The sequence below is a fragment of the Novosphingobium sp. UBA1939 genome (assembly GCF_002336885.1).
Taxonomy (GTDB): Bacteria; Pseudomonadota; Alphaproteobacteria; order Sphingomonadales; family Sphingomonadaceae; genus Novosphingobium.
The window spans coordinates 26,959-39,873 of the sequence record NZ_DDFB01000009.1 but is presented as its reverse complement, the minus strand read 5'-3'; the positions used below and the strand labels follow the sequence as shown (position 1 = coordinate 39,873).

The window sequence follows — 12,915 nt, the reverse complement described above, 5'->3', positions numbered from 1 at the left end:
GTGAACACCGGGTTTTCCGGGTCCGCGCCGTTGATCGTCTTGGCGAATTCCGGGCTGAACGCGCCACCCACGGTGGAGACGTTGACGCCCACCTTCTCGAACACCTTGCCCTTCATCACGCCGCGCACGCCGCCGCCGGGGTTCGCATTGGCGTCGTTTTCCGCCGGTCCGCCCGCCTGTTCGCGGCTCCAGGGCGTATAGACGAAAGCCGCGTCGCTGCCGGCCTCGCGCTCGATCGCCTCGAACGCGGCGCAGATGCGGTCGCGCAGCGATTCGAACCAGTGGCGGGCTTGGGCGGTCTGTTCGGTCCAGTCGGTCATGCCGGGCGCTTGCCAAATCACGCCCCCTGCGGCAAGGGAAACCCATGGTTCCCTTTTCGTTCGCCCATCGCGAGTTTCGGCTCGGCACGCGCATCGGCGATGGCCGCGCGCTGTACTGGCCGGACGAACAGGCCCTGCTGGTCGCCGACCTGCATCTCGAAAAGGCCAGTTTCTACGCGCGTTTCGGACAGATGCTGCCACCCTATGACAGCCGCGAAACGCTGGAACGCATCGCCCGCGCCATCCGGGAAACCGGCGCGCGGCGCGTGTTCTGCCTGGGCGACAGTTTCCATGACCGCTTCGGCGCGGAAAGGCTGGAACCCCACGCCGCCGGCATGCTGGCGGCGCTGACGCGCGCCACCGACTGGGTGTGGATCACCGGGAACCATGACGAAGATGTGGCCGATCATCCCGGCGGCACGCGGGTCGAAGAACTCGCCGTCAGCGGCATCGTGCTACGGCACGAGGCGAAGGCGGGGGAAGTAGCCCCCGAACTTTCCGGCCATTTCCACCCCAAGCTGCGCCTGGCCGTGCGCGGCCGCAACATCGCGCGCCCGTGCCTGGTGGTCGGCAAAAGCGATGGCGGAGCGCACGGCGGCCGCATGATCCTGCCCGCGATCGGCGCACTGACCGGCGGCATGGACGCGGCCGATCCCGCGATCCTCGCCGCCATGCAGCCCGCTACCGAGATCGAGGCGCTGGTGCCTGCGGCGGATCGGCTGGCGCGCTTCCCGCTCTGGCGCCAGCCGGCACAAACCGGGGCATGACCGCGCATGGTCCGCGCTGGCGACATTGGCTGGCGCGCTTCGGCTGGGCCGAGGCTTGCGGCTTCGCCGGGAGCTATGCCGGCTTCTTCGCCCTGTCCGCCGCCGGTGCCGGGCCGGAACTGGCCGCGTTCGGCGCGGCGCTCGGCGAGAATGTCGGGTACTATGGCACGATCTTCCTGCGCGACTGGCGCGCCCTGCCAAGCGGTGAACGTCGGCTGCGCCCCGTGCTGCTCGCCATGCTCCACGATTTCGGCATAGCCGAAGCGCTCGATACGCTGGTCGTCCGCCCGGCTATCACGTTGTCCACCGTTTCCTTGCTCGGGGAAGCACTGGGAGTCGGTGCCGGCAAGATCGCGGCCGATGTCGTGTTCTACGCGCTGGCGCTGCTGTTTTACGAACGCCGGCGCGCCCGCGAGGGCCGCCGCTGACGGCTCCAATCCGCCTCCCCACCCTTGAATCACGCCCTGAAAACCCCACATTCGGCGCTTGGCCCTTTATCTGCGACCGCAATGTGATATGAGCGCGCCAAAATCACCTTTCGAGCAACTGCAGGAGAACGCACTATAGCTCCCCCACCCCGGCGCATGATGGCGCCCCCCGTCAAGAGCGGGCCGCGCTACAACCAGCTCATCAACGTGCCCAAGGTGCGCGTGATCGATGAGAACGGTGAAAATCTCGGCGTCATGTACACGCGCGAGGCTATCGAACAGGCAGCCGAAGTCGGACTGGACCTGGTCGAGGTTTCGCCCAACGCCGATCCGCCGGTCTGCAAGTTCCTTGATGTCGGCAAGTTCCGGTACGAGGCCCAGAAAAAGGCCAATCTTGCCCGCAAGACCCAGAAGACGCAGGAGATCAAGGAGATCAAGATGCGTCCGAACATCGATGATCACGACTATGACGTGAAGATGCGCAACGTGCAGCGCTTCATCGAGGAAGGGGACAAGGTGAAGGTCACGCTGCGCTTCCGCGGGCGCGAGCTGTCGCACCAGCAACTCGGCATGAACCTGCTGCGCCGCGTGCAGGACGACGTGGCGGAAATCGCCAAGATCGAAGCCTTTCCCCGCATGGAAGGCCGCCAGATGCTGATGGTGCTGGCGCCGAAATAAGCGCCATTTCATCGCCAGACGAAAAGAACGGGGCGTTTATCGCCCCGTTTTTTATGCGCATCATCCGCGCGCCAGGCATCCCGAATTCGATGCCGGCACTTTCCCCCTTCACGGCAACGTCTTTTTAGAGTTACAACCCGGGTAACGGCCTCCGCATTGAATCGGAGCCGCCCTTTGTTCAGGCGCCGCGATAAATACGCGGATGTGTGAGGGCCGGCACAGCGATTCGGGAAGAATGAGGCGACATCAAGGTCGCACCGTCATTCGTTACCCAGAGTCGGAGATACGCCGTGCGCAGCTTTTTCAGGACTGTTGGAGCCAGGGGGCTAGCGGCTGGTGCCGCTTGTGCCGCTCTGTCGGGACTTCTGCTCCTTCCCGCCGATGTGGCCGAAAGCGCCGATCACCTCGATCCGCCCACCCGCACCGACGCCGGGTTCGATACCACGCCGGATATTCCAGCCGATATCGCCGACGTCTTCGCGTGGCATTCCAACGGCACGACCAAGATCGCGATGACTTTCGCCGGTCCGGTCGCCACCACCGCGCCGACCTATTACGACCGCGACGTGCTCTACAAGATCAACGTGTCCACGCAGGCCCCCGGAACCTCGCCGGAATTCGTGATCAAGTTCCGCTTCGGCAAGGGGCAAGGCGCGAACGACTGGGGCGTCCGCATCGAAGGCCTGCCCGGCGTGACCGGCACGCTGGAAGGGCCGGTGGAAACGACGCTTACCGCCAACGGCGTCAAGGCGCGCGTTGGCCTGTATGACGAGCCGTTCTTCTTCGACCTGATCGGCTTCCGCGAAACGCGCTCGTTCGGCACCATCCGCATCCGCAACGATCGCAATTTCTTCGATGGCCAGAACGATACCGCGCTGGTCCTGGAAATTCCGGATGCCAACCTTGGCACGATCGGCAGCAATCTGGACGTCTGGGGTCAGACGCTTCGCTTCGGGGGGAACCTGTGATGCAAGCCTCTCCGTTTTCCTTGCGCCGCGCCGCGATGCTCTTCGCGACGCCGCTGGCGCTGACCGCCGTTCTGGCCGCCTGCGGCGACAGCGGCTCCGGCAGCCAGGTGGTCGTCCCCGCCCCGTTGCCGAGCGGAACCGGCACGGCCACCCCCACGCCGACGGCCACGGCCGTATCCTACAACGTGGACAACTGCTTCACGCAGACCGTCCAGGGACAGACCGGCGTGACGGCAACGCTGCAATCGCAGATCATCCCGGACACGCTGAAGCTGGACATCACGCGCTCGACCCGCTTCCCCAACGGCCGGCACCCTGCCGATCCGGTAGTGGACATCCTGCTCGCGGAACTGTTCCTCGACATGACGGTGACGGGCCAGGGGCCGAACACGTTCGCCAACATTCCGCTTAATCCGCCAACCAACGACAAGCCGTTCAGCCTTACGTTCCCCTTCCTGGCGAATCCCAACGGTTCGCCGGCTGTGGCGAGCGGCACGGGATCGGGCTTCAACTTCCGCACGGACGCGGATTCGGCCTATGTCAGCGTGGATCGCATGGGCAACCCGGCGATCGCCACCGCGCTGGTCGGCTCCTCGACCAAGAACAGCTACAACGACGCCACGCCGGCGGACGATGCCACCAACAACAAATACCTCGCCGAATACAAGAACGAGTTGCACAAGTTCTTCGACCTGATCGGCGACGATCTTACCAATCTGGGCCTGAAGATCTGCGCCCGCACATCGTGACGGCACGCGGGTCGCGGGAAAACTTGACATGAACACAGCTTCGGCAGGCCAGCGCAACACCTTGCGCTGGCCCTGGCTGCTCCTTGCCGCCGTGATCATCGTGCTTGCGGCCAGCTATGGCTGGCAGCGCTGGAGCCACCGGCACGGCCCGCCCGATCCCGCGCCGGGCGAGGTCACGCCTTGGTTCGGCCCCCGCAACCAGCAAGAAGCCGTGAACGCCGCCACGGTGCAGATCGATGGCGGGCGCGAACGCGAAAAGAGCGGCAAGACCGACTGGCTCCACATGGAAATCCTGGGCGATGCCCTGGTCGGCCGATACCGCCTGACCGGCAGCTACGCCGATCTGGCCGAAGCGGACAAGGTGCTGGACCGGGCGATAGGCATGGCCGAGTTTCCCGCCGGTCCCAGCCTGTCGCGCGCCGCGCTGTCGGTCACGCTGCACCGGCTGGACGATGCCACAAAGGCTCTCACCCGGTTCGACGCGCAGAAGGCCAGCCCGCATAGCGAGGAAGCCTCCAGCGCGCTCGCCTTGCGCGGGGACATCGCGATGCAGCGTGGCGATTATGCCACCGCCCGCGAGGACTATGCCAAGGCGGAAGCCGCCGCCAACAACGCCGGGCTCGCCCTGCGGCAATCGATGCTCTCGCTGCGCACCGGCGATCCTGAACTCGCGCGCCGGCGCGTCAACGCCGTGCTGCGCGGCAAGCGGCTGACACGCCTCGCCAAGGCACAGGCCGCCATCCAGCGCGCGACCGTGGCCTATGCCGTGGGAGACTGGACCACCGCCGGCCGCTGGGCGCGCTTTGCCGACAGCTTCTTTCCCGGCAACTGGCTGAACGAGGCGTTCGTCGCGCAACAGGCGGCCGTTGAAGGCCGGCCGGACGAAGCGGCACGGCGCTATGCCGATATCGCCAACCGCACCAACGCGCCCGAAGTGATGGACGCGCTCGCCCACCTCCTGCGCCTCGAGGGCAAAGGCCAGGAAAGCCGGGCCTGGGCGGACCGTGCCGCCGCGATCTGGGCCGAACGCCTGCAAGCCCTACCGGAGGCCGCGGCCGCGCACGTCATCGAGCACGAACTGGCCGTCGGCGATCCGCGCCGCGCGCTTGACCTGGCCCGGCAGGACGCCACACGGCGCCCGCACGGCGCCACCCTGGCGCTGCTTGCCCGCGCGCAACTGCTCACCGGCGATCCGGCAGGCGCGCTGGCCACCACCGAACGCGCTGAAAAGGGCGGCTGGCGCTCCGCCCTGCTGCTGATGCAGAAAGCCGAGGCGCTCGACGCGCTGGGCCGGGGCGATGACGCGGAGGATGCGCGCAAGGCCGCGTTGAAGATCAATCCCAAAGCTGCCGATCCCGCCGCGCGGTTCGTCTGGTTCGGGCATGATTGAACGCGGCATGCCGGCGCGGTTCATCGCCGCGCTGGCCGTCCTGTTGCTTCTGCTCGCGCTGCCCGTCCCCGCCGCCGCGCATCTCACGCCCAATTCGGAAATCCGCCTCGATCTCGCCCCCGGCGCGATCGTGGCCGATATCGTCGTGCCGCAAAGCGAGTTCGGCTATGCTACCGGCCTTGCCACCGACAACCGGCCTGCAAGCCTTGCCGCCGCGCGCGCCTATCTGCTGGGCCACTTCGCGGTCGTCGCACCGGACGGCCGCCAATGGCGCGTGGCGATCGACCGGATCGCGTTCGAAACGATCATCGGCCCGCCCGATCTCCATGCCACGGCCACACTGCTGCCGCCGCCCGGCGCCGGCGACCGCAGCTTCCGCGTCGACTGGCGCGTCATCACGCGCGAGGTTCCCACCCATTTCGCGCTTCTGGTGATCGGCGGAGACCTGGCCGGTGGCACGCGGGGCGAGCGCGAACTCGTCGGCGCGCTCACCGCCGCGCGGCCCGTCCTCGCGGTCGATCGCGGCCATGCCGGCATGGCCGGCCTTTTCGCCAACAGCTTCCGACTGGGCGCGCGCCATATCGCCGAAGGCTATGACCACCTGATGTTCCTTCTGGCGCTGCTGCTGCCGGCACCGCTGCTGGCCGCCGGCGGGCGCTGGTCCGCCCTGCGCGAACCGCGCGCCACCTTCCGCCATCTCGCGATGATCGTCACCGCGTTCACCGTGGGGCACAGCCTGACGCTGATCGCCGCCGCGCTGTTTGGCGCGCATCTGCCGGCGGCCCCGGTCGAAGCCGGCATCGCGCTGTCCGTGCTGATCTCGGCAATCCACGCGGCGCGGCCGATCTTTCCGGGGCGCGAGCCGCTGGTCGCGCTCGGCTTCGGTCTCGTCCACGGACTTGCCTTCGCCACGCTGATCGCCAACTTCGGCCTGGGCGCGGCGACCCGCGTGACCGCGATCCTCGGTTTCAACCTGGGGATCGAGGCGGTGCAGCTTCTCGTCGTGCTGGGCGCCCTGCCGGCGCTGCTCGCCGTGGCGCGCTGGCGCCATGGCCCTCCCGCCCGTACCGCGCTCGCCGCGGTGATCGGCCTCGCCGCCGCGATCTGGCTGGTGGAGCGCGTCGCCGGGCTTGTGATCCCCGCTGCCGCGCTGTTCGAAACGGCGATCCCGTGGAGCTTTGCGCTGATCCTGCTGGTCTCCGCGCTGGTCCTGCTGCGCACCGTTCTTCCGCGCGCGCAACGCGCCTGACCATCCGTTTCGCATCCGCAGCACTGGACAAGCCCCCGCCCCCGCGCCAAGGTCCGTTTCGGGGATCGGGAAGCACCAATGGACGCAAACGGCCACGGCTCTGCCTTGTCGCAGGGCGCCAACACTGTGCTCGGCTCGCCGCTGCGCCTGCTGACGGGCACGCTGCTGTTCGTGGCCACCGTGTTCTGCATTTCCACCATGGGCTACGTCCGGGCCGGCTGGCCGCTGGGCGATGCCGCCTACATGGTGCTGCTGACCATCTTCTCGGTCGGGTACGGCGAAGTCCGCCCGATCGACACCACGTTCCTGCGGATCTGGACCACCTTGACGATCGTGCTGGGCTGCACCGGCATGATCGTGCTGACCGGCGCGCTCGTGCAGGTCTTCACGTTGTTCCAGTTCCGCCGCCTGCTGGGGCTGGACCGCATGCAAACCGAAATCGAAAAGCTCGAAGATCACGTCGTCATCTGCGGCTATGGCCGGATCGGCGTGCAACTCGCCATGGCGCTGGCCGAAGCGCGGCATCCGTTCGTCATCATCGAACGCAGCCCCACGAAGTGCGAGGAAGCGCGCGCGCACGGCCATCTCAGCCTGGTCGGCGAAGCCACGCACGAGGATACGCTGCGCCAGGCCGGCATCGCCAAGGCGCGCGTGCTCGCCTCGGTCCTGCCCGATGACGCGGCCAACGTGTTCATCACGCTGTCGGCGCGCAACCTCAACGCCGGAATCGAGATCATCGCGCGGGGCGAAGCGCCCAGCACCGAAAGCAAGCTGTTCCACGCCGGGGCGGACAAGGTCGTGCTGCCCACCCACATCGGGGCGGAGCGCATCACGGAACTGATCCTCTATCCCGCCACGGGCAAGGCCGTGGGCAGCGATGGCGCGGTCTCCGACATGAAGCGCGGCCTCCACGATCTTGGCCTCGAACTGGAAGTGGTGACCGCGATCAAGCACGGTGCGCTGACCGGGCTGAACGTGCGCGAGGCCGAACGGCAGGGCAACGGCGCTTTCTTCATCGTTCAGATCGACCGCGCGAACGGCCAGTCGATCGCCCATCCGGGCGACGAGGTGCGCATCGAACCGGGCGATTCCGTGATGCTGGTGGTGCGCGGCAGCCGCCTTTCGGCCGGCGCGATCTTTTCCGCCCCCGCGCGCCCGGTGCGCCACGGCCGCTCGTTCATCACGCCGGGGCGGTAGGGCCAGCCCCCGGCATCAACCTTCCCGCGCCGGCATCCGGTTCCATGCATCCAGCGCGGCGATCTTGTAGGCTTCGGCCAGCGTCGGATAGTTGAACGTGTTCTCGATGAAATAGTCGAGCGTGCCTTTCAGGTTCAGCACCGCCTGCCCGATGTGGATCAGTTCGGTCGCGCCTTCGCCGCAGATGTGCACGCCCAGCAGGCGGCGCGTCTTGAGCGAGAACAGCATCTTCATCATGCCGGAATTCAGCCCCATGATGTGCCCGCGCGAGGTTTCGCGGAACCGCGCGATCCCCACTTCATAGCTGATGCCGCGCGCCCGCACTTCCTGCTCGTTCATGCCCACGGTCGAAATCTCGGGCACGGCATAGATGCCATAAGGAAAGTATTGCGGCGCGGGCGGCAGCGGCAGGCCGAAGGCGTGGCACGCCGCGATGCGCCCCTGTTCCATCGAAGTGGAGGCAAGGCTGGGAAAGCCGATCACGTCACCCGCCGCATAGATGTGCGGCACCTCGGTCTGGAACGTCTTGGGATCGACCGTGATGCGCCCCCGGTGGTCCACCGACAGCCCGCACTTGTCGAGATCGAGCGGGGCGGTCGCGCCGGTGCGGCCGGCGGCGTAGAGCAGCATCTCGGTGCGCACCGTGCGCCCGTCGGCCAGCGTGGTCGTCACCCAGCCATCCGCGCCCTTTTCGATCGAGCGCACTTCCGCGCCGGTGCGGATCACCATGCCCCGGTCACGCAACTCGTGCGTGAAGGTGTCGATGATCTCGCGGTCGATGAAGTCAAGGAACGTCTCGCGCGGCTCGATCAGGGTGACCGGCACGTCCATCGCACTGAAGATCGTGGCATATTCGATGCCGATCACCCCCGCGCCGATCACGGTCAGGCTGCGCGGAACACGCGGGCATTCGACGATCGCGTCGCTGTCGACCACATGGTCGCCATCGAACGGCACGCTGTCGGGCCGGTAGGGGATCGTGCCCACGGTAATCAGGATGCGTTCGCCCCGCACCGCCAGGTCGCTGCCGTCGGCGCGGCGCACCGCCACCTCGTTCGGCCCGGTGAAGCGCGCCGTGCCGTTGACGGTGCGGATCTTGTTGCGATGGAACTGGTGCTCCAGCACGTTGATCTCGTGCTCCAGCGTCTTCATCAGGCGGACGCCGAGGTCATCCCCCCCGATCTCCTGCTTCACGCGGTAGGAATGGCCGTAGAACCCGCGCTCGCGCCAGCCGGAAAGGTTGAGCGCGGTCTCGCGCAGGGTCTTGGACGGGATCGTGCCGGTGTGGACCGAGACGCCGCCCACGCGCCGCCGCCCTTCCACCACCAGCACCGATTTGCCGAGCTTGGCCGCCTGCACCGCAGCGCGCCGACCCGCCGGGCCGCTGCCGATAACGATGAGTTCGTATTCCTCCATGGTTCCCCCCAAGGCACACGCCACCGCGCGCGCAGCGCCGCGGCTTCTCCCGCCTTGCCAGGAACCGTCTCCCCCAACCGCGCCGGCCGCCCCCTTTGCGTCCGGTCACGGTTTCCAATCTTGCCCGGTGGAACCGTTCTGGCAATCCCGGAGCATAGCCCGCTCCGGCAAAGATTGCGTGAACGGCCGCCCCCGCGCTTATCCGTGTGCGCCGAAGTAGTTGGCGATGGCCACGGCGATGCGGATGTTGAGCGCGTGGGCGTGTTCGATCGGATCGATGAAGCGCGCGCGGATCACGCCGTAATCCTCGCCCCGGTGGTCCGGATAATCGGTCGGCTCGTCCACCGCGAAGTCGGCTATGCCCGGCTCGATCACCGGATAGGCCCGGCGCATTTGCGCCAGCGCGTCGTCCACCCGCAGCGACAGCACCATTTCCAGCACGTCTTCGCGGCTGACATCGTTGGCGCGTGCGAACGGCGGCACCTGCACCGCGCGCAGGAACATGTGCATCAACAGGGCCAACCGGATCGCCTGGAGCAGCCCGATCTCGCGCCGTTGCGCATCGGTGCCCGGGTCGCGCGCCTCGGCCTGTCCCGGCACCATCGCCAGCATCCGGTGCAGCTTCATCCAGTCCACCCGCAGGCGCGAGGTCAGACGCCGGAACACCCCGGCGCGATCGTCCTTGGTCAGATGTTCGGCCAGCGCCATGCACGCGCTTTCCAGCGCGTTCTCGGTGCCGCGATAGGGACGGCTCGCCCAATAGGCGGAATTGAACAGTTCGCCATGCGCCGCCACCGTCTTGATGCTGGCCAACCCGTTGGCCGCGCGCAGCAGGCGCACCAGCTGCCGCCCGCGTTCCGACCGGCCGAGCAGTTCAGCGATCGATTCCGCCTCGTCCCCGGCCGCCGTGCCGGCGCCCGCCACCACGTTCACCGGATAGCCGATCTGCTGAAGGATGGCGTTGTGCGGGATCGCGCGGATCTGCCGCAAGTTCATCGAACGGTCGGCGCCGATGTCCGACTGGCGGCGCGAAACGCGGCTGCCGGTAGCCTTCAGCATCCCCAGCCCGAACGCGGTGACGGCGCGGGCATAAGTCGCGGACTTCAGGTGATCGCGCTGCACCCGCCGGATCGAGCGGTAGAAATCGAGACTGAGGTCGGTCCGGTCATAGAACGGGTCTTTCTCGCCATCGGCCGCCAGCGACGCTTCCGCCTCGGCGATCCGCGTGAGCGTGGCGAGCGCGAGTTCGTCGTTGCGGAAAAACAGGTATCCGTCGCCGCCCTGGAAGCTCGCTTCGGCTTCGATGGCGATGCCCGCGCGCGCAAACCGGCCGCGCGCCCAGCGGCTCAGCGGCCAGGTCAGGCGATCCGCGAAGCCCGAAGGGTGCGCGCCGCGGCCCATCGATTCCCCGTGCGTATCGAAGATCAGCGCGGCCACGTCGGTCAGCCCGTTGTTGCGCATGGCGTCGGCCAACCGGCCCTGCAAACGCTCGATCGCCAGCGCCGCCGGCACCTGCCCGATGAAGCGCCCGGCGTCCGAAAAGCCGGTCTGCACCGAAACCCGGCCGCGCACGCGGGCATAGGCGCGGTAGGATTCCTCAGCCAGCAAGGCTTCCAGAAAGCGCCCACCATGCTCCAGCGCGCTCTCGGTCTCGAACAGCGGCGAAACATCGACCTTGTCGTCGATCCCGAACAGCTTGGCGAAATAGAGCGCGGCGAGAACGGTCTGCGGCTGTTCGCATTCGGCGATCAGCATCCGGATCGGCGCGTCGGCATCGATATGGTGCAGGATCTTCGCCATCACCAGGAACTGGCGCATGGCGGTAGAGGTCTCGATCGCCAGCGCCGCGAAATTGACGCGCAGCGGCGTCGCCTCCGCCAGCAGTTCACGCAAGCGCGAGATCGCGCCCTTGCTCGACAGATCGAGCGTGCCGTCCGGATCGATCCGCCGCCGCAGCGCGTTGTGCAATTGCGACGAGTTCACGCGGAAGTGAATCCAGCCCATGCCAAGGCCATCCGCGCGCATCGCGCCCGCCAGCGTGGCCAGCGCGATCGCGGCGTCGCCCTCGGCCGCCTTCGCCTCCTCCTCAAGCTGCGCGATGATCGGGGCCAGCGACAGCAGCTTGGCGGGATCGTCCGCCGTCATCCGGTTGGCCACGGCGGCGAGGGCATCGGGTTCGGTCAGCGGCGCGGAAAACAGCTCCGCCATTTGCGACGCATGGGCCTGCGCGGCGTCGAGCGTTTCCACCAGCGGATGGCCGGCGTCGATCGAACGGAGCCCGGCGGCGTAGCTGGCCAGCCGCCGCGCCTTTTCGCGCAGGCGGAACGCGATCGACGTGGTCCAGCCGATATCGGTGCGACCGTCCATGTCATAGCCGACCCAGGTGGCGAAGCGGAACGGCAGCGGCCGGAAATCCAGCCAGCGGCCCGGCCAGCGTTGCCGCGCATGGGCCAGCAGCACCGCGTTGATGCGGTCGCGCGCAGCCGCGGCGCGTTCGATCGCGTTGCACACTTCGACGTGCTCGAATTCGAGCGTGATCTTTTCGGCCGCCGCCGGCAGCGCGCAGACCGTCGCGGCTTCGGGATCGTCGGCGATGGCGGCAGTGGCCACCGCATCCGACTGCGCGGCGCTGAGCAGGAATGTGGGATGCGCCGTGAACACCGCATGGAGCAGCGGCTTTTCCCAGCGCGCGCGGAAGGCGCTGAAGCCGTCTTCCTCGTTCAGCAGCCGGCCGATCGCATCGAGGTTTTCGGTCGTGTCGGTGGGCGCGACCAGCCGCCGCAGGCGCGCGGCCCGGCTTTGCAGCGCGGCGCATTCCAGCTCGGCGACCAGGCCTTCGATGTCGGAGAGGTTCAGCGCGCCACCTTCGAGCTGGCGCGAAAGATCGTGGCTGAGCTGGAACACCGGATTGAACAGCGGCGTTTCGGCCGTCCGTTCATGCAATTGCTGGAGCCTCGTCCTCAACTCGCCGACTGTCTTCATGCGCTTTCCCCCCTTGGAACGCCGCGTAACCGTCCTAACCGCCAAGTGCGAATGCCTCCCGCGCGGCGGCTTCGATGGCCGCTTCGTCGGGGACGCCCTTGTTCACGACCCAGCTTCCGCCCACGCAGAGCACCGGATCGAACGCCAGCCATTCGCCGGCACTCGCCGCGCTGATCCCGCCGGTCGGGCAGAAGCGGCACTGATGGAACGGCGCCGCAAGCGCCTTCAGCGCCGGCAATCCGCCCGAAGTCGAGGCCGGGAAGAACTTGAAGTGCGTCAGCCCCAGATCCAGCCCGCGCATGATGTCACCCGCGCTGGCGATGCCCGGCAGGAAGGGAATGCCCGCCGCCACCGCCGCGCTGCCCAGCCGGTCGGTCAGGCCGGGGGAGACGATGAACTCCGCCCCGGCATCGATCGCGGCCTTCAGCTCGTCCGGGTTGGTCACCGTGCCCGCACCCACGATCGCGCCTTCGATGGCCTTCATCGCGGTCAGTGCTTCGAGCGCGGCGGGGGTCCGCAGCGTCACTTCCAGCACGCGCAGGCCGCCGGCAACCAGCGCCCGCGCGACCGGCAGGGCATGAGCCACGTCGTCGATCACCAGCACCGGAATGACCGGGGCGGTCCGCATGATGGTTTCGATCGGCTTCATGGCGTCTTTCCTCTCGCTTTCCGGAGAGCGTGGCTTAACGCGACTCGTCGGGATTGTGCACCTGCTAACGCCCCCGCGCATAGCTATTCTTTGATGCACCCCGGAAATACCGTTCCAATTCG

General features: G+C 67.6%; 11 protein-coding genes and 1 pseudogene. 8 read left to right on the top strand and 4 right to left on the bottom strand.

The window, feature by feature from the left end; translation table 11 throughout:
• A pseudogene (locus B3547_RS01280) lies at positions 1-320 on the bottom strand (coproporphyrinogen III oxidase); the annotation flags it as partial.
• A 44-nt stretch (positions 321-364) separates the two neighbouring features.
• Between B3547_RS01280 and pdeM the strand changes: the two are divergent.
• The 8 genes from pdeM (at position 365) to B3547_RS01240 (ending at position 7,746) form a co-directional block, all read left to right on the top strand.
• The gene (pdeM, locus tag B3547_RS01275) at positions 365-1,087 is read left to right on the top strand and encodes a ligase-associated DNA damage response endonuclease PdeM (RefSeq protein WP_124808500.1); all 723 of its coding nucleotides are present in this window, start codon (positions 365-367) and stop codon (positions 1,085-1,087) included.
• Entirely contained in the window at positions 1,084-1,515 is a 432-nt protein-coding gene (locus tag B3547_RS01270) for a hypothetical protein (protein ID WP_125956502.1), read from the top strand. The genes pdeM and B3547_RS01270 overlap by 4 nt, the downstream gene beginning before the upstream one ends.
• A gap of 156 nt (positions 1,516-1,671) precedes the next feature.
• Complete coding sequence (gene infC, locus B3547_RS01265; protein WP_124808498.1) at positions 1,672-2,193, top strand: translation initiation factor IF-3; 522 nt, start codon at positions 1,672-1,674, stop codon at positions 2,191-2,193.
• Positions 2,194-2,576: 383 nt separating this feature from the next.
• Complete coding sequence (locus tag B3547_RS01260) at positions 2,577-3,161, top strand: DUF4331 domain-containing protein (protein WP_147457764.1); 585 nt, start codon at positions 2,577-2,579, stop codon at positions 3,159-3,161.
• Positions 3,161-3,910, top strand: a complete 750-nt coding sequence (locus B3547_RS01255) for a DUF4331 domain-containing protein (RefSeq protein ID WP_233497825.1) — start codon at positions 3,161-3,163, stop codon at positions 3,908-3,910. Before B3547_RS01260 ends, B3547_RS01255 begins: the two co-directional genes overlap by 1 nt.
• A 28-nt stretch (positions 3,911-3,938) precedes the next feature.
• Complete coding sequence (locus tag B3547_RS01250) at positions 3,939-5,300, top strand: hypothetical protein (protein ID WP_125956507.1); 1,362 nt, start codon at positions 3,939-3,941, stop codon at positions 5,298-5,300.
• Complete coding sequence (locus B3547_RS01245) at positions 5,293-6,549, top strand: HupE/UreJ family protein (RefSeq protein WP_125956509.1); 1,257 nt, start codon at positions 5,293-5,295, stop codon at positions 6,547-6,549. The genes B3547_RS01250 and B3547_RS01245 overlap by 8 nt, the downstream gene beginning before the upstream one ends.
• Positions 6,550-6,627: 78 nt before the next feature.
• Positions 6,628-7,746, top strand: coding sequence for a potassium channel family protein (locus B3547_RS01240; protein WP_292959668.1), 1,119 nt, complete (start codon positions 6,628-6,630; stop codon positions 7,744-7,746).
• Between the two features lie 15 nt (positions 7,747-7,761).
• On the opposite strand, the gene sthA is transcribed toward B3547_RS01240, so the two are convergent.
• The 3 genes from sthA to eda form a co-directional block, all read right to left on the bottom strand.
• Positions 7,762-9,162, bottom strand: a complete 1,401-nt coding sequence (gene sthA / locus B3547_RS01235; protein WP_292959667.1) for a Si-specific NAD(P)(+) transhydrogenase — start codon at positions 9,160-9,162, stop codon at positions 7,762-7,764.
• A gap of 198 nt (positions 9,163-9,360) precedes the next feature.
• A complete protein-coding gene (locus B3547_RS01230) occupies positions 9,361-12,144 on the bottom strand; it encodes a phosphoenolpyruvate carboxylase (RefSeq protein WP_292959666.1) in 2,784 nt (927 codons plus the stop codon).
• Between the two features lie 34 nt (positions 12,145-12,178).
• A complete protein-coding gene (gene eda / locus B3547_RS01225; RefSeq protein WP_125956516.1) occupies positions 12,179-12,793 on the bottom strand; it encodes a bifunctional 4-hydroxy-2-oxoglutarate aldolase/2-dehydro-3-deoxy-phosphogluconate aldolase in 615 nt (204 codons plus the stop codon).
• Positions 12,794-12,915: the final 122 nt, after the last annotated feature.